Annotated in this window: 15 protein-coding genes and 1 tRNA gene; 8 read left to right on the top strand and 8 right to left on the bottom strand. The window is 65.7% G+C overall.

What is annotated here, in order from left to right; genetic code table 11:
- The first annotated feature begins 66 nt into the window (after positions 1 to 66).
- The 3 genes from shn_RS19170 (at position 67) to shn_RS37455 (ending at position 1,806) form a co-directional block, all read left to right on the top strand.
- Positions 67 to 1,350 (top strand): FAD-binding oxidoreductase, encoded by a 1,284-nt coding sequence (locus shn_RS19170; protein WP_064331840.1) that lies wholly within the window; start codon positions 67 to 69, stop codon positions 1,348 to 1,350.
- A 114-nt stretch (positions 1,351 to 1,464) separates the two neighbouring features.
- Positions 1,465 to 1,641 carry a hypothetical protein gene (locus shn_RS36465; RefSeq protein WP_168168930.1) on the top strand — a complete coding sequence of 59 codons (177 nt, stop codon included), beginning with the start codon at positions 1,465 to 1,467 and terminating at the stop codon, positions 1,639 to 1,641.
- 33 nt (positions 1,642 to 1,674) lie between these two features.
- Entirely contained in the window at positions 1,675 to 1,806 is a 132-nt protein-coding gene (locus shn_RS37455) for a hypothetical protein (RefSeq protein ID WP_256388481.1), read from the top strand.
- A 19-nt stretch (positions 1,807 to 1,825) separates the two neighbouring features.
- Here shn_RS37455 and shn_RS19165 read toward each other — a convergent pair whose 3' ends face one another.
- Positions 1,826 to 3,004 (bottom strand): GTP-binding protein, encoded by a 1,179-nt coding sequence (locus shn_RS19165; protein ID WP_064331839.1) that lies wholly within the window; start codon positions 3,002 to 3,004, stop codon positions 1,826 to 1,828.
- Between the two features lie 25 nt (positions 3,005 to 3,029).
- Positions 3,030 to 4,145 carry a D-alanyl-D-alanine carboxypeptidase family protein gene (locus shn_RS19160; RefSeq protein ID WP_064331838.1) on the bottom strand — a complete coding sequence of 372 codons (1,116 nt, stop codon included), beginning with the start codon at positions 4,143 to 4,145 and terminating at the stop codon, positions 3,030 to 3,032.
- A gap of 131 nt (positions 4,146 to 4,276) precedes the next feature.
- On the opposite strand from shn_RS19160, the gene shn_RS19155 reads away from it, so the two are divergent.
- Both shn_RS19155 and shn_RS19150 read left to right on the top strand, forming a co-directional pair.
- The gene (locus tag shn_RS19155; RefSeq protein WP_064331837.1) at positions 4,277 to 5,437 is read left to right on the top strand and encodes a M20 aminoacylase family protein; all 1,161 of its coding nucleotides are present in this window, start codon (positions 4,277 to 4,279) and stop codon (positions 5,435 to 5,437) included.
- 46 nt (positions 5,438 to 5,483) lie between these two features.
- Positions 5,484 to 5,560, top strand: a tRNA-Arg gene (locus shn_RS19150).
- A gap of 332 nt (positions 5,561 to 5,892) precedes the next feature.
- Here the strand turns inward: shn_RS19150 and shn_RS19145 are convergent.
- Both shn_RS19145 and shn_RS37095 read right to left on the bottom strand, forming a co-directional pair.
- Positions 5,893 to 6,273: a hypothetical protein gene (locus tag shn_RS19145; protein ID WP_064331836.1), complete on the bottom strand. Its 381-nt coding sequence runs from the start codon at positions 6,271 to 6,273 to the stop codon at positions 5,893 to 5,895.
- A gap of 29 nt (positions 6,274 to 6,302) precedes the next feature.
- Positions 6,303 to 6,974: an META domain-containing protein gene (locus tag shn_RS37095; RefSeq protein WP_064331835.1), complete on the bottom strand. Its 672-nt coding sequence runs from the start codon at positions 6,972 to 6,974 to the stop codon at positions 6,303 to 6,305.
- A gap of 235 nt (positions 6,975 to 7,209) precedes the next feature.
- On the opposite strand from shn_RS37095, the gene dxr reads away from it, so the two are divergent.
- Positions 7,210 to 8,385: a 1-deoxy-D-xylulose-5-phosphate reductoisomerase gene (gene dxr, locus shn_RS19135; protein ID WP_064331834.1), complete on the top strand. Its 1,176-nt coding sequence runs from the start codon at positions 7,210 to 7,212 to the stop codon at positions 8,383 to 8,385.
- 20 nt (positions 8,386 to 8,405) lie between these two features.
- Here the strand turns inward: dxr and hemA are convergent, their stop codons facing one another.
- The 4 genes from hemA to shn_RS19115 form a co-directional block, all read right to left on the bottom strand.
- A complete protein-coding gene (gene hemA / locus shn_RS19130) occupies positions 8,406 to 9,620 on the bottom strand; it encodes a 5-aminolevulinate synthase (protein WP_064331833.1) in 1,215 nt (404 codons plus the stop codon).
- Between the two features lie 242 nt (positions 9,621 to 9,862).
- Positions 9,863 to 10,660: a xanthine dehydrogenase family protein subunit M gene (locus tag shn_RS19125; protein ID WP_064331832.1), complete on the bottom strand. Its 798-nt coding sequence runs from the start codon at positions 10,658 to 10,660 to the stop codon at positions 9,863 to 9,865.
- Between the two features lie 11 nt (positions 10,661 to 10,671).
- A complete protein-coding gene (locus tag shn_RS19120) occupies positions 10,672 to 13,023 on the bottom strand; it encodes a xanthine dehydrogenase family protein molybdopterin-binding subunit (RefSeq protein ID WP_064332699.1) in 2,352 nt (783 codons plus the stop codon).
- A 108-nt stretch (positions 13,024 to 13,131) separates the two neighbouring features.
- A complete protein-coding gene (locus shn_RS19115; RefSeq protein WP_064331831.1) occupies positions 13,132 to 13,623 on the bottom strand; it encodes a (2Fe-2S)-binding protein in 492 nt (163 codons plus the stop codon).
- A gap of 456 nt (positions 13,624 to 14,079) precedes the next feature.
- Here shn_RS19115 and shn_RS19110 point away from each other — a divergent pair, with 456 nt between their 5' ends.
- Positions 14,080 to 14,343, top strand: a complete 264-nt coding sequence (locus shn_RS19110) for a YMGG-like glycine zipper-containing protein (protein WP_064331830.1) — start codon at positions 14,080 to 14,082, stop codon at positions 14,341 to 14,343.
- A gap of 268 nt (positions 14,344 to 14,611) precedes the next feature.
- The gene (locus shn_RS19105; protein WP_064331829.1) at positions 14,612 to 16,540 is read left to right on the top strand and encodes an autotransporter assembly complex family protein; all 1,929 of its coding nucleotides are present in this window, start codon (positions 14,612 to 14,614) and stop codon (positions 16,538 to 16,540) included.
- Positions 16,541 to 16,576: the final 36 nt, after the last annotated feature.

Here is a 16,576-nt window from a genome sequence, read left to right as displayed (position 1 = left end):
AGTCGTCGGGCCGCATGGCCGATTGTGCGGCGAGAAATCCTCCTCCTCCGGAAAAGACTGACGCCCATGCTCAACGACCCGCGCTCCCATGGCCTTTGGGAGATGACCGCTCCGCCCGCCCCCGAAACCGTCGCCTTTTCCGGCAGGGCGGAGGCGGATGTCGTCATCGTCGGCGGCGGGTATACCGGTTTCTCGACGGCGCTGCATCTGGCCGAGCGCGGCACGCGGGTCATCCTGCTCGAAGGGGCGGAGATCGGCTACGGCGGCTCGGGCCGCAATGTCGGCCTCGTCAATGCCGGCATGTGGGTGATGCCCGACGAACTGCCCGGCGTGCTCGGCGACCTGTACGGCAGCCGGCTGCTGGAACTTCTCGGCAATGCGCCGCGTGCCGTGTTCGACCTCGTCGAAAAGCATGCGATCGATTGCGAGATCAACCCGGCCGGCACGCTGCATTGCGCCGTCGGCCAATCCGGTCTCGACGAACTGAAGCAGCGCGCCGAGCAATGGGCCCGCCGTGGCGCGCCGGTTCGCCTGCTGGACGCGGCCGAGACGGCGGCGAAGGTGGGCACGGAGGCCTATGCGGGCTCGCTCCTCGACCTGCGCGCCGGCACGATCCAGCCGCTCGCCTATGCGCGCGGCCTTGCCCGCGCGGCGATTGCGGCCGGCGCTGCGGTCTTCACGGCAAGCCCGGTGACGGGCGCGGAGCGGACGGGAAAACGGTGGACGGTGAAGACCGCGCGCGGCTCCGTCACGGCGGACTGGGTGGTCGTCGCCACCAATGCCTATACGGTGGCGCCCTGGAACGAGGTGCGCAGCGAGCTCGTGCACCTGCCCTATTTCAACTTCGCCACCGCGCCGCTTTCGCCCGAGATGCAGGCAAAGATCCTGCCGGAGCGGCAGGGTGCCTGGGACACGAAGGACGTGCTCTCCTCCTTCCGCTTCGACAAGCGCGGCCGGCTGGTGTTCGGCAGCGTCGGCGCGCTGCGCGGCACGGGCACCGGCATCCACAAGGCCTGGGCGCGGCGCGCGCTGAAAAAGCTCTTCCCTGCGATCGGCGATGTCCCCTTCGAGGCGGAATGGTACGGCAAGATCGGCATGACGACGGACAACCTGCCGCGCTTCCACCGCCTTGCCGAGAACGTCATCGGCTTTTCCGGCTACAACGGCCGCGGCATCGCGCCCGGCACGGTCTTCGGCCGCACGCTGGCGGAGCTCATTTCCGGTGAGATCGCCGAGACGGACCTGCCGCTGCCGGTGAGCGCGCCCGAGGCGCAGTCCTTCCGCTCGATGCGCGAGGGCTATTACGAACTCGGCGCGCAGATCGCCCATTTCGCCGGCGCCCGCTTCTGATTTCGGGGCCGCGCCCGCCTGTTTCCTGCGAAACAGCGGCGGGCGGGACGATGTGAGATCTTCTGATCACCGGATGAGAGAGGCTCATCCCCAACAAGAGATCAGGAGAGACCCATGCGCAAGATCATCGTTTCCGCCACCGTCGCCCTCGTTGCCGCTGTCTCCTTCGCCGCCCCCTCGCAGGCCGGCTACTACAGCTACGGCTACAAGCCGCACTGCTTCATCAAGAAGGTCAAGGCCTACGACTACTACGGCAATGTCATCTTCAAGACGGTCAAGGTCTGCAAGTAAGCGCGTTTCCCGCCGACCTCCCCGAAGGCCCGGATGTCCCCTGCATCCGGGTCTTTGCCGTTTCTGGCGACGCTGGCGGTCGACGACGGCCGCGGTGCCGAATGCCTGCGCAACGCCACTGCGCTTACGGTGCGCATGGCAAGGCGCTTCCAGCGGATGCCGTAAGCGCCTGCCCCGCCCGGTATCAGAGGCGCAGGCCCGGAATGGCGAGGGGATTGTCGGACAGCGCGGCGCGGTCCGGCCGGTCGATCCTCGGCGTGCCGGTGAAGGCATCGAAGAGATCGCGCACGAAGGCTTCCGGCAGGTCCCTGGTGATCAGCACCAGCCGCGTGCGACGGTCGGCGGGGTCGGGCCAGGCGGAAAGGCGCTCCGGCGGATGGAAGACGCTCTGCACGCCCTGCAGCACCAGCGGCCGCTCCGGATTGTTGGACATCAGCACGATGCCCTTCATGCGCAGGAGCTTTTCCCCGTGCGCGGAGCGCAGGAGATCGATGAACATCTCCAGCGCCATCGGATCGACCGGCCGGTCGTGCACGATGCTGAAGGAGCGGATCGTCGCGTCGTGGCGGGTCACGTCATGGGCGTGCTGGTGGGCATGATGGTGATGATGCCCGTGGTCATGGCCGTGATGGTGGTGGTCATGATCGTGGTGATGCGCGTGATCGTGCCCATGATCATGGTGGTCGTGCGCCTCTTCGTGCAGCCAGCGGCGGACGTCCGGGATCTTGCTGCCGGGATCGTAGAGGCCGTTGGCCAGGAGGGCCGGGCCGACGAGGCCGGGCGTGTCGATGTCCGAGACGCTCGCCCGCGGATTGAGTGCGGCGATCTCCCGCTGCACCGCTTCCACCGCCGCGGCATCGGCAAGCGAGATCTTGCTGATCAGCACGCGATCGGCGACGGCGACCTGCTTGACCGCCTCGGGATGGTTGGCGAGCGTCGACAGGCCGTGGACGGCATCGACCACGGTGATCACGCCGTCGAGGCTGAAGGACTGGCTGAGCACCGGATTGCCCATGACGGATTGCAGCACCGGCGCGGGATCGGCAAGGCCGGTCGTCTCGATCACCACGCGCTTCAGCGGCTGGATCCTGCCCGTCTGCATGCGGTCCATCAGGTCGGCGAGCGTATCGACCAGCTCGCCGCGGATCGTGCAGCACAGGCATCCGTCGGAAAGCTCGATGACGCCGTCGCTCGACTGTTCGACGAGCAGGTGGTCAATGCCGACCTCGCCGAATTCGTTGATGATGACGGCCGTGTCGGTGAGCGTCGGATCCTTCAGCAGGCGGTTGAGCAGGGTCGTCTTGCCCGCGCCCAGAAATCCGGTCAGCACGGAAACCGGCACGCGCCGCTCAGCAGGGGTCATGGTCTTTCCAATCAAATAGGGCCAATCAGAAGGTCGTGGGACGCGGGATCGGGATCGGCACGTTGGCAAGGCCGCCGGTATCGCCGACGGCGACCTGTTCGTTGCCCGCGGGCTTGGCCGTGTCCCCGCCGATAAGGCCCGCGAAGACCAGCTTCAGCGGCCGGTTCAACTCATGGATATAGGGCGAGACGAGCTTCTGGCGCCCGGCCTCGTCGCGGCTTTCGCTGCGCACCTTGGCCGCGTGTTTCGAGCAGATCTCCTGCGAAACGTCGGCGACGATGTCGCGCGTCTCGCCATAGGGGCGCAACTGGCCGAGTGTCGGCACATTGCCCGCCTGCTTCGTCAGGCCCTTTTCCAGCATGCCGGCGGAAATGTCCGCGCGCGCGCCGAGGCTGTCGGAGCCGAGCACGACGGAGACGACGCTGCGGCCGTTGCGGGTGGCCGAGGACACCTGGTTGAAGCCGGAGGCGCAGATGAAGCCGGTCTTCATGCCGTCCGCGCCGTCGAAGCGGCCGATCAGCATGTTGAAGTTCGGATATTGCTTCTTGCCGGTGGTGAAACCTTCCAGCGCGAAATAGGAGGCGTATTGCGGGAATTCGCGCTTCAGCGTCACGGCGAGCACGGCAAGGTCGCGCGCCGTCGTGTACTGGCCCTTGCCGGGCAGGCCGTGCGGATTGATGAAATGCGAGGAACTCATGCCGATGCGGGCAGCTTCGGCATTCATGCGGGCGACGAAAGCCTGATCCGAACCGGCGACGGATTCGCCGATCGCCACGGCGACGTCGTTGGCCGATTTCACCAGGATGATCTTCAGCGCACTGTCGAGCGTCATCTTCTGGCCGGGCTTGTAGTACATCTTGCTCGGCGGCTCGGCGGCGGCGTTCTTCGTCATCGTCACCGTGCTTTCCAGCGAGACCTCGCCGGCCTTGATCGCGCGGAAGACGGTGTAGGCGGTCATCAGCTTGGTCAGCGAGGCCGGATACCAGCGCTGGAAGGCATCCTCGTGCTCGATGACCTTCAGCGTGTTGACGTCCACAAGGATGCGCGGCGCGGCGGTTGCCGCGGTTGCCAGAAGGGTGGCTGCGAGCAGCAGGCTGGAGCCCAAAAACCATGCGCTCCGGCGCGTCGTTCGTCCGTTCATCTGCAAGGCTGTGTCCTCGAAATCGGGAGTTGTCTCGAACCGTCGCCCTATTTAACCTATATGGCACCGTGATGGCAAAGCCATCGAATGCAGATGGCCGGTTTTGCGGCCGAAATGACAGGAAGTGTTGCATGCCCATCCTCAACCGCGCCGCAGAGATGCAGGACGAAATCGCTGAATGGCGCAGGCAGATCCACCGGGAGCCGGAAATCCTCTTCGCCGTGGAAAAGACCGCCGCCTTCGTGGCCGGGAAGCTGCGCGAATTCGGCGTCGACGAAATCGTGACCGGCATCGGCCGCACGGGCGTCGTCGGCCTCATCCGCGGCAAGGGCGAGGGGCGCACGATCGGCCTTCGCGCCGACATGGATGCGCTGCCGATCGAGGAGGCGAGCGGAAAACCCTGGGCCTCGACCGCCAAGGGCAAGATGCATGCCTGCGGCCATGACGGCCACACGGCCATGCTGCTCGGTGCGGCGAAATACCTTGCTGAGACGCGCAATTTCTCCGGCAATGTCGCGGTCATCTTCCAGCCGGCCGAAGAGGGCGGCGGCGGCGGCAACGAGATGGTCAAGGAAGGCATGATGGAGCGCTTCGGCATTGCCGAGGTCTACGGCATGCACAACCTGCCGGGCATGCCGGTCGGCTCCTTCGGCACACGCCCCGGCCCGATCATGGCGGCGACCGACGAGTTCAGCATCACGGTCAGGGGCCGCGGCGGCCATGCCGCCCTGCCGCACAAGACGGTCGATCCGATCGTCATCGGCGCCCAGGTGGTTTCCGCGCTCCAGACCATCGTCTCGCGTGTCGCCGATCCCATCGCGTCCCTCGTCGTCTCCGTCACCAAGTTCAACGCCGGCTTCGCCCACAATGTCATCCCGGAGACGGCGCAGCTTGCCGGCACCGTGCGCACCCTGAGCGCCGAGATGCGCCAGGAGGCGGAAACCCGCATCCGCCAGATCTGCGACGGCCTTGCGGCCGCCCACGGCGCCGAGATCACGGTCGGCTACCACCGCAACTATCCCGTCACGGCCAACCACCCCGAGGAGACCGGCCACGCCGTCGCCGTCGCGCGCGAGATCGCCGGCGAGGCCGCGGTCGACCCGTCGCTCGATCCGATGATGGGCGGCGAGGATTTCTCCTACATGCTGCTCGCCCGCCCCGGCGCCTTCATCTTCCTGGGCAACGGCGACAGCGCGGGCCTGCACCACCCGGCCTACGATTTCAACGACGATGCCATCCCCCATGGGGTGAGCTATTGGGTCAAGCTCGCCGAAAGCCGCCTCGCGGCCTGAAAACCACTTGGCTAAAAGCCCCGGCTTTTGTATGGGTGCAATCAGTGGTCCCGTAGCTCAGCAGGATAGAGCACCAGATTCCTAATCTGGGGGTCCCGCGTTCGAATCGCGGCGGGATCACCACTTGCTTCTGAGTCGCGGCGCGCTGTTCGCAAGCGCAGAGGATGCGGTGCGGCCGCCATGCTTGTGGCCTTTCGTCCAAGATACCTTCAAAGGGTGACGTCGGCCTGATCATTCAGCCTGTGCACGGCCTTTACTTCGCCTCGCACTCGACGAGGTCGGCGGGCGTGACGACGCAGTTTGCCGGGCGGTCGGCGGTGCAGGCGCCGAGCAAGGCGAGGGCGGCGACAAGAATGAGGTGGCGCATGGGGGCCTCCATCGTGCGGATATTGCTCCCTCGCGTGCCCAAGTCGTGGAGTCGAGTCGCGCGGGGGGTCACCGTTCCCCGAATGTCGTCAGACGTCTTCCTTCTCGCGCTCCGGCGTGACGACACGGGGCTTGGTGCGGATGGACGGCACGATCGAAGGTTTGGTGACGACCTTCGGCTGCGGGGCCTTGAGGCCGAGGAGGCTGCGGATGCGATCGGACACGAGCGGGCGGAAGCGGCTGGCGCGGAAGGGCATGTCGTCGGCGCCGTAGCCTTCCGGGCCATCGTCCTTGCCGCGGTAGAGCTCCATCAGCTTGATGCCGTAGAAGTCGCCGTCGACATAGTGGCGGTAGTGGCCGGTCCAGCGGACCGTGTAGACCTGCCCCTTGCGGATGCCCTGGTCGATCGAGACGTTCTTGAAGCGGTCGTTGATGCAGACGACCTTCTGTCCGACGCGGAATGTGGGCATGCGATGTCCCCCTCCAATGACCGGCCGGCTCAGCCGGTCTTGCGGCAGCTGACGCCCGGCGCGTTCTCGCCCCCGGTCAGGTCGTAGAGCGTTGCCTCGTCGTCCTTCGTCCACCATTCATACTGGCCGCCGGCATATTTGGCGCCGGAGGCCGAGAGCACGTTGGCGGCGATGACCGTCTCTTCGGCGATCCTCAGGACGGCGAGCGAATTGGCGCCGGCATTGATGTATTCGACGACGACGCGCTGCTCAGCGTCGCACTGGTAGTTGATCGTTTCGCGTGCCACGCTCTGTTCGGGGCCTGGCAGGCGGATGACGATGTCGGTGTTGTTCTTGAGGCCGGCGAGGCGGATCGCGGGTGCGCCTTCCTTGCCCGTCAGGTGCAGGATGCCGTTTTCGAGCTTCCACGAGGTCACGGTGCCGAGCGCGTCGAAGAACTTCTGCTCCTGGTCCATGATGGCCGGCGCGCACATCTTGCGCGTCGCGGCGGCGGGGGCGAAGGCGATGTTGCCGTTCTGCACCTTCAGCTTGCCGCGATAGGTGTTGCAGCCGCCATTGCCGCCATAGGAGCCGTCCGGCTTGATTTCCAGCGTCGTCTGCAGGTCGTCGATGACACCATTGCCGCCGATATCCTCGGCAAGCCAGGTGCCGCCGAGACCACCCGGGACCGGCTCGTCGGCATAGGCCGGAGCTGCCGCCATGAAGGCGAGGCAGGCGAGGGTCCATACTCTCAGGCGTCGGTGCACAGATTTCTCCAATCGCGTCAGCGCGGAAGACCGCTTTGCCGGGACGTTATGGCCGTCCGGGCGAAAAGGTCAAGCCGCGGGGTTGCGAAGACGGGCGCAGCCTTCGCTTTACAGCATTTCCATGACTTGTTGCAGGCGTCTTTCGCCTGTAGAGCCTTCTGTCGATAACAAGAAAATCGCGGACTTCACCATGGCTCCCGACGCGCGGCAAAAGCGCCGCATCACCATTCTCGGCTCGACAGGCTCCATCGGCACCAGCACGCTCGACGTGGTGCGACAGCTCGGCGGGCAGGATCGCTACGAGGTCCTGGCGCTGACCGGCAACGGCAATGTCGATCTCCTCGCCGCGCAGGCGAAGGACTGCGGGGCGAGGATGGCGGTGACGGCGGACGAGAGCCGCTACGGCGCGCTGAAGGAGGCTCTTGCCGGCAGCGGCATCGAAGCGGCGGCGGGACGCTCGGCGCTGCTGGAAGCGGCCTCCGGCGAAGCGGACTGGGTGATGGCGGCGATCGTCGGCACGGCCGGCCTTGCGCCGACGCTGGCGGCGGCGAGGAAGGGCGCGGACATCGCGCTCGCCAACAAGGAATGCCTCGTCTCGGCCGGCGACCTCTTCGTCCGGGCCGTCGCTGCGGGCGGCGGGCGGCTCATCCCGGTCGACAGCGAACACAGCGCGATCTTCCAGGCGCTGGAGGACGACCAGCGCCACGCGGTCGAGCGCATCGTGCTGACGGCTTCCGGCGGGCCGTTCCGCACCTGGAGCCGCGCGCAGATGGCCGATGTCACCGCCGATATCGCCCGGGCTCATCCCAACTGGTCGATGGGCCTCAAAATCTCGATCGGCAGCGCCTCCATGTTCAACAAGGCCCTGGAGATGATCGAGGCGAAGCACCTCTTCGATGTCAGGCCGGACCAGATCGAGGTGGTGGTGCATCCGCAGTCGATCATCCATTCTATGGTCGGTTATGTCGACGGCTCGGTGCTGGCGCAGCTCGGCGCACCGGACATGCGCACGGCGATCGGCTATGCGCTGACCTATCCCGGGCGTTCGCCGCTCAATGTCGACCGGCTGGATTTCGCAAAACTGTCGCGGCTCGATTTCGAGGCGCCGGATGAAGAGCGCTTCCCGGCGCTGCGCCTGGCCCGCACGGCGCTGGAGCGCGGCGGCCTGCAGGGCGCGGTGATGAATGCGGCCGAGGAGGTGGCGTTCCATGCCTTTGTCGGCGGGCGCATCGGTTTCCTCGCAATGGCCGATATTGCCGAGGCGGTGATGGACAGGCTCACGCATCTGCCGCCGGCCGCGTCCATGGACGATGTCTTTGCCGCGGACGAAGAAGCCCGGCGGGTGGCCGCCGGGCTCATCGGATAGTGCTGGCTTACGCCGATCCGTCAGGCGACGGCGCGGGCGAGCGCACAGCGCGACCAGAGCGAATGCAGGGCGCCGACGAGGTGCTCGATATCGGCATCGTCATGCAGCGGCGTCGGCGTGATGCGCAGGCGCTCGGTCTTCTTCGGTACGGTCGGATAGTTGATCGGCTGGACGTAGATGCCGAAATTGTCGAGCAGCAGGTCCGAGATCCACTTGCACTTGGCCGCATCGCCGACCATGACCGGCACGATATGGCTCGGATTGGGCATGTGCGGAATGCCGTTGCGGTCGAGCAGGCTGCGCAGCTTGCGCACGCGCTCCTGGTGGGCGAAGCGTTCGACCTGGCTTTCCTTGAGATGGCGGATGGCCGCGGCCGCGCCGGCAGCGATCGCCGGCGGCAGCGACGTCGTGAAGATGAAGCCGGAGGCGAAGGAGCGCACGAAGTCGCAGAGCGCCGCCGAGCCGGCAATGTAGCCGCCCATGACGCCGAAGGCCTTGCCGAGCGTGCCCTCGATAAGGGTCAGGCGGTGCATCAGGCCTTCGCGTTCGGCAATGCCGCCGCCGCGCGGGCCGTACATGCCGACGGCATGCACTTCATCGAGATAGGTCATCGCGCCGTATTTGTCGGCGAGGTCACAGATCTCCTTGATGGGGGCGATGTCGCCGTCCATGGAATAGACCGATTCGAAGGCGATCAGCTTCGGCGCCTTCGGATCGGCGGCGGAAAGCTTGGCTTCGAGGTCCTTCAGGTCGTTGTGCTTCCAGATCACCCGCTCGCATTTCGAATGGCGGATGCCCTCGATCATCGAGGCGTGGTTGCCGGCATCGGAGAAACAGATGATGCCGGGGATCCTGGAACAGAGCGTGCCGAGCGCGGCCCAGTTGGACACATAGCCCGAGGTGAAGAGCAGGGCCGATTCCTTGCCGTGCAGGTCGGCGAGCTCGCGCTCAAGGATGACGTGATAGTGGTTGGTGCCGGAGATGTTGCGGGTGCCGCCGGCACCGGCGCCACACTGGTCGATGGCGAGCTTCATCGCCTCGGTCACCTTGGGATGCTGGCCCATGCCGAGATAGTCGTTCGAGCACCAGACCGTGACGTCCTGCGGGCCGTTCGCCGTATGGCGGGTCGCCCTCGGGAAATTGCCCTTCTGGCGCTCCAGGTCGGCGAAAACGCGATAGCGGCCTTCCTGATGCAGGCCGTCCAGCTCGTTCTTGAAGTAGGTCTCGAAGTCCATCCAGAGTCTCCTGTCCGGCGGAAACCCGGACATCATCATCGTTGGCGGTCGTTCAGTCGGCTATATCAGACGCCCTTTTCCCGCAACGGTATCCGCTGCGGCAAATCGGCGCCACCTTTGAACCATTCCAATGTATCCTAAGCCCCCAAAGGCCATTTCCTGTTGATGCATGTCAAGTCTGCATGAAAAAAGGACGGCCTCAACCGTCCTTTTAATCGAACAGTTTCAAGTTTTTCGAGGGGTCAGGCGGCGGCGACGGCGCGCTTGGCCATGACCTTCACGAGATTGGCGCGATATTCCGCGCTGCCGTGGATGTCCGAGAGCAGGTCGCCGGCATCGACGGTCACGCCCGCTGCGGCATCGGCTGACCAGTCGGCGGAAAGCGCGGCTTCCAGCCCGGCATGGCGGAAGACGCCGTTGGCGCCGGCGCCTGTCACCGCCACCCGCACGCCGCCGTCCTGCGCCTTCGCCACGAAGACGCCGGTCATGGCATAACGCGAGGCCGGGTTCGGGAACTTGGAATAGGCGGCTTTCGCAGGCATGTCGAAGGTCACCGCGACGACGATCTCGCCGTCTTCCAGCGCCGTCTCGAAGAGGCCGGTGAAGAAGTCGTCGGCCGGGATCTCCCTGGCATTGGTGACGATCGTCGCGCCCAGCGCCAGCATGGCGGAGGGGTAGTCGGCGGCCGGGTCGTTGTTGGCGATGGAGCCGCCGATCGTGCCCATATGCCGCACATGCGGGTCGCCGATATGGGCGGCGAGGTGGCAGATCGCCGGGCAGGCGGCCGCAAGCTCGGGCGAGGCCGAGACCTCGGCATGCGTCGTGCCGGCCCCGATGCGCACCCGGCTGGCGTTGACGGAGATGCCCTTCAACTCCGCGATGTGGCGGAGGTCGACGAGATCGGACGGGGCGGCGAGGCGCTGTTTCATGGTGGGAATCAGCGTCATGCCGCCGGAGACGTATTTCGCCTCATCGGAAGAGGACTGCAGGGCGACGGCCTCGGCGATCGAGGAGGGGCGATGGTAATTCGTGGCGTACATGGCGTCCTCCGTCAGTTGCCGGCGGCCAGCGCCGCCGCCCAGACCTTCTGGGGCGTTGCCGGCATGGTGAGGTCATTGTTGCCGATGGCGTCGGTGATGGCGTTGATCAGTGCCGGCGGCGAGCCGATGGCGCCCGCCTCGCCGCAGCCCTTGATGCCGAGCGGATTGCCCGGGCAGGGCGTCACCTGGTGCGAGACCTTGAAGGAGGGCAGGTCGTCGGCACGCGGCATGGTGTAGTCCATGTAGCTCGCCGTCAGAAGCTGGCCCGTCTCCGGATCGTAGTGCACGCCTTCGAGCAGCGCCTGGCCGATGCCCTGGGCAATGCCGCCATGCACCTGGCCCTCGACGATCATCGGGTTGATGATGTTGCCGAAATCGTCGGCGGCGACGAACTGGACGATCGTCGTCTTGCCGGTTTCCGGATCGACCTCGACTTCCGCGATGTAGCAGCCGGCCGGGAAGGTGAAGTTGGACGGGTCGTAGAAGGCGCCTTCCTTGAGGCCCGGCTCCATGCCGGAGGGCAGGTTGTGCGCGGTATAGGCGGCCAGCGCCATCTGGAACCACGGCACCGACTTGTCCGTGCCGGCGACCTTCAGCGCGCCGTTCTCGATGACGATGTCGCTCTCGTCGGCCTCCATCAGGTGGGCGGCGATCTTCTTGGCCTTGGCCTCCACCTTGTCGAGCGCCTTGACGATGGCGGACATGCCGACGGCGCCGGAGCGCGAGCCGTAGGTGCCCATGCCCATCTGCACCTTGTCGGTGTCGCCGTGCACGATGGAGACGCTGTCGATCGGCACGCCGAAGCGTTCGGCGACGAGCTGGGCGAAGGTCGTCTCATGGCCCTGGCCGTGGCTGTGCGAGCCGGTCAGAACCTCGATCGTGCCGACGGCGTTGACGCGCACCTCGGCCGATTCCCAGAGACCGACGCCGGCGCCGAGCGAGCCGACCGCCGCCGACGGCGCGATGCCGCAGGCCTCGATATAGCAGCTCATGCCGATGCCCCGCTTCATGCCGCGGCTTGCGGCTTCCGCCTTGCGGGCGGGAAAGCCGGTCCAGTCGGCGGCCGCCATGGCGGCTTCCAGCGAGGCCTCGTAGTCGCCGGCGTCATAATTCATGATGACGGGCGTCTGGTGGGGGAAGGCGCGGATGAAGTTGATGCGGCGAAGCTCCGCCGGCGAGACGCCGAGCTCGCGCGCGGCCGTCTCCATGGTGCGTTCGAGCAGGTAGGTCGCTTCCGGCCGGCCGGCGCCGCGATAGGCGTCGACGGCGGCGGTGTTGGTGTAGACCGCGCGCACATTGGCATGGATGGCCGGGATGGCGTACTGGCCGGAGAGCAGGGTGGCATAGAGATAGGTCGGCACAGAGGAGGAGAAGAGCGACATGTAGGCGCCGAAATTGGCGATCGTGTCGACCTTCAGGGCCGTGATTCGGTTGTCGGCATCGAAGGCCATCTTGACGGTCGAGACATGGTCGCGGCCGTGCGCATCGGTGAGGAAGGCCTCGGTGCGGTCGCTCGTCCATTTCACCGGCACGCCCGCGCGCTTGGAGGCCCACAGACAGACGATCTCCTCCGGATAGATGAAGATCTTCGAGCCGAAACCGCCGCCGACATCCGGGGCGATGACCCGCAGCTTGTTTTCCGGCGCGACATTGTAGAAGGCGCTCATGACGAGGCGGGCGACATGCGGGTTCTGGCTGGTCGTGTAGCAGGTGTAGTGGTCCTCGGCGGAATCATAGATGCCGAGCGCGGCGCGCGGTTCCATCGGGTTCGGCGCGAGCCGGTTGTTGACGATCCGCATTTCCGTGACATGGGCGGCCGCGGCGATGGCCGCATCGGTGGCGTCGGAATCGCCGAGCTGCCAGTCGAAGATGAGGTTGCCGGGCGCCTCGGGGTGGAGCTGCGGCTGGCCGGCTTCGAGTGCCCTGACGGCGTCGGTGACGGCCGGCAGCACCTCGTAGTCGACGAGGACGGCCTCGGCCGCATCGCGCGCCTCGCCCATGCTGTCGGCGACAACCACGGCGACGGCGTCGCCGACATAGCGCACTGTCTCGTGCGCGATCGGCCGCCAGGCGCCCATCTTCATCGGCGAACCGTCCTTGGAATGGATCATCCAGCCGCAGATCAGGTTGCCGATGCCGTCGTCGAGCATCTCTCTGCCGGTGAGCACGGCCATGACGCCGGGCATGTCCTTTGCCGCCGACGTATCGATGCTCCTGATCTTCGCGTGCGCATGCGGCGAGCGCACGAAGGCCGCATAACGCATGCCCGGCACGGACATGTCGTCCGTGTAGCGGCCCTGGCCCATGAGGAACCGCTTGTCTTCCTTTCGCGCGACACGCGCGCCGATGCCTTCGACACCCATCTTCATCTCCTCCAGAGAAGTGAGGCAGTAGGCGTTAGCCAATAGGCGCTGGGGATTTCACCGTCGCGCAATTGGCCGCCCTGCTGGCTACTGCCTATTGCCTAACGCCTATTCCGCTGCCTGCCGGCCTGCCGCGCCCATTTCCGCGGCGGCGGCCAGGATGGCTTTCACGATGTTGTGGTAGCCGGTGCATCGACAGATATTGCCTTCGAGGTTTTCCCGCACCGTCTTCTCGTCGAGCCTTGCGTCGTAGCGGTTGATCATGTCGACCGCGCTCATCACCATGCCGGGCGTACAGAAGCCGCATTGCAGGCCGTGATTGGCCTTGAAGGCGGCCTGGACAGGGTGCAGCTCGCCATTGGCCGCAAGGCCCTCAATGGTGAGGATCTCGGCGCCGGCGGCCTGGGCCGCCAGGATCGAACAGCTCTTCACCGCCTTGCCGTCCATATGCACGACGCAGGCCCCGCACTGGGACGTATCGCAGCCGACATGGGTTCCGGTGAGACTGAGCTGGTCGCGAATGAAATGGACGAGCAGCGTGCGGTCCTCGCACTCGCGGCTCACCTTCCGGCCATTGACGGTCATTGCCACTTTCGCCATGCGTTCCTCCCTGGCGGTTCATTGTCCGCTGGGGCGATCGATCCGACGTCACATGCAGCGGGCGTCCTCACGACGCGGGCCTGGGATCAAACGACACCAGCATTGTCTGCACTGTATTCGTAGCGGGAATGCCGCCGGCCGTTCCTCCGACCGCCGGTGCGGCATCAACAGTCATATCATTTGACTTTTTGCGGCGGCGATCAACCGGTACTTTCAGGCAACCGCGAAATTTCTCGTGACCGGTCGAAGTGTTGGGGCCAATCAAACGAAATGGAAACGATATTTATTCGCACGCCAAAAAAATACTTCAATGCCATGGACTTCCCGATTTCCGGGTATATTTTCGACCTTGGACAAACCTGACCGTTGAAGACGGCCGGGGTATGTTGCCTGAGTAGAAGGGGATAGGGCGGACCCGGCAAACGTGGCCGCTGCTCAACTTTGGAGAACATCTTCATGAAGAAAGTCATTGCGCTCGTTCTGGTCGGCCTGGCCGTGGCCAGCTGCACGCAGACCGAAAAGGGTGCGGGTATCGGCGCCGTCTCCGGCGCGATCATCGGTGGCGCGGTTACGGGTAACGTGCGCGGTGCCGCCGTCGGCGCGGCCATCGGCGGTGTCTCGGGTGCTGTCATCGGCAGCGTCTCCGAACAGCCGGGCCAGTGCTACTACCGTGACCGCTACGGCCGCCGCTACATCGACCGTTGCCCGTCAGGTTACTGATAGTCGGTTCATGCAACCTATGCGAAGCCCCGGAGTGTCTCCGGGGCTTTTGCTTTTACGGGTGTGGCGTAAAATCACCGCTGCGGTGCTTCAAATCTTGTCTCCATCCGTGTAAAACCGCCGTTAACATTACGGAAAACCTAACGCGTTAGGGTCTTTTCCTGCCTGAAAGCTCCGTATGAGACGGGGCGCCTGAAGTCTGTGACGGAAAGCTGTCGGTCCGCCGCGCGCACCGCACCTGAAGGAGAAAGGCGATGGATAGCTGCGGATGCGGGATAAAGTGAACCGGCCGGAAAAGAGTATTGCGTTTCTGAGAGCTGGCACCGCGCTCGCGGTTGCTGCTGCGCTGGTGTGTGGTCCCTTGTCGGCTCCGCCGGCCTCTGCCTTCGAGCTCTTCGGCATGAAGTTCTTCGAGGGTGACGACGAGGAGGCGGCCGCCGCCGTCATCGATCCCGTGAACTACACGCTGACGCTCGATCCCGGCACGGACGACGACGACCTCAAGCAAGCGATCGAGAACACCGCGCGTCTCAAGCAGGACGAGGGAACGCCGGTCTCCGGCGATCTCGGCCTCGTCATCAAGGCGCGCGACGACCGCGACCGCATCCTCGCCGCGCTTTATGAAAAGGCCCGCTACGGCGGCGTGGTGACCGTGACGGTCGGCGGGCAGGACCTCGATTCGCTGCCGCCCAATCCCGAATTCAACCAGCGTGGCGCCGTTCCGGTGACGATCAGCGTCGAGCCCGGTCCGGCCTTCACCTTCGGCGAGGTCGCCTTCTCCGGCGATGCGGAGGGGCGCAATCCGGCTGATTACGGGCTGGTGCCCGGCGCGCGGGCCGATTCCACCCTCATCCTGAAGGCCGGCGAGAAGGTCGTCGTCGACCTGAAGGCCGAAGGCCGGCCGCTGGCCAGGCTCACCGAGCGCAACGCGACGGCGGACCACAAGACGCAGACCGTCGACGTGGTGATCGCGGCCGAGGGCGGTCCGGTCGCGCCCGTCGGCGAGGTCGGCGTTTCCGGCACCAAGACGGTCGATCCGGATTTCGTGCAGCGCTATTCGCGCATCAATGCCGGCCAGCCCTATTCGCCGGAAGCACTTACCAAGGCGGCCGAGCGGCTGCGCACGCTCGGCGTCTTCTCCAGCGTGACGATCCGCGAGGCCGACAAGCTGGCGCCGGACGGTTCGCTGCCGATGACCATCGAGGTCTCCGAAGGCAAGCACCGCTATTTCGGCGTCGGCGCGCAATATTCGAACACGGACGGCCTGGGCCTGCAGGGCTACTGGGGCCACCGCAATCTTTTCGGCCAGGCCGAATCCCTGCGCCTCGAAGGGTCGGTCAACCGGATCGGCGAGTCGGATATCGGCAATCTCGACTATTCGGTGGGCATCCTCTTCTCCAAGCCCGGGGCGTTCGGGCCAGCCTCGACCTTCAATGCCAGCCTCAAGGCCTCGATCGTCGATCCCGATGCCTACAAGGCGTTCACCACCACGGCCGCAGCCGGCGTCAGCGTCGAGCTTTCCGACAGGGATACGGTCAGCGCGGGCGGCGAGGTCATGTGGAGCGATGTCGAGGATGCCTTCGGCAAGAACAAGTACCTCACGCTCGCCATCCCGATCGAATATGTGCGCGACACACGCGACGACAAGCTGAACCCGACGGAAGGCTATCGCGCGATGATCAATGCGAAGCCGAGCTACGAGATCGAGCGCGGCACCTTCTTCTCCAGCTTCGAAGGCGCGATCACCGGTTACCAGGCGTTCGGCGAGGAGAAACGCTTCGTGCTGGCGGGGAAGCTTGCCGCCGGCACGATCATCGGCGGCGACGAACTCTCGGACATTCCGGCGACGCGGCGCTTCTTCCTCGGCGGCGGCGGCACGGTGCGCGGCTACGGTTACCAGGAGATCTCGCCGCGCGACGGCCGCAACAAGCTGCTCGGCGGTCGTTCCTATGTCGCGGCCACGGCCGAGGCGCGCATCGGCGTCACCGAGACGATCGGCGTCGTGCCCTTCATCGACGTCGGCACGGTCTCGACTGACGAAGTGCCCGATTTCAAGGACATCCGCGCCGGCGCGGGCATCGGCCTGCGCTATGCGACGCCGTTCGGGCCGCTGCGCCTCGATGTCGCCGTGCCGCTGAAGAAATATCCCGGGGGCACCTCCTTCGGCGTCTATGCCGGCATCGGCCAAACCTTCTGACTGTCGCCTCAATTTTCGTCTAGACTCTTGATCGGC

The organism is Shinella sp. HZN7 (assembly GCF_001652565.1).
In the GTDB taxonomy this organism is placed as follows: Bacteria; Pseudomonadota; Alphaproteobacteria; order Rhizobiales; family Rhizobiaceae; genus Shinella; species Shinella granuli.
The sequence above is the reverse complement of the archived record's forward strand: the minus strand, read 5'-3'. Positions and strand labels throughout refer to the sequence as shown.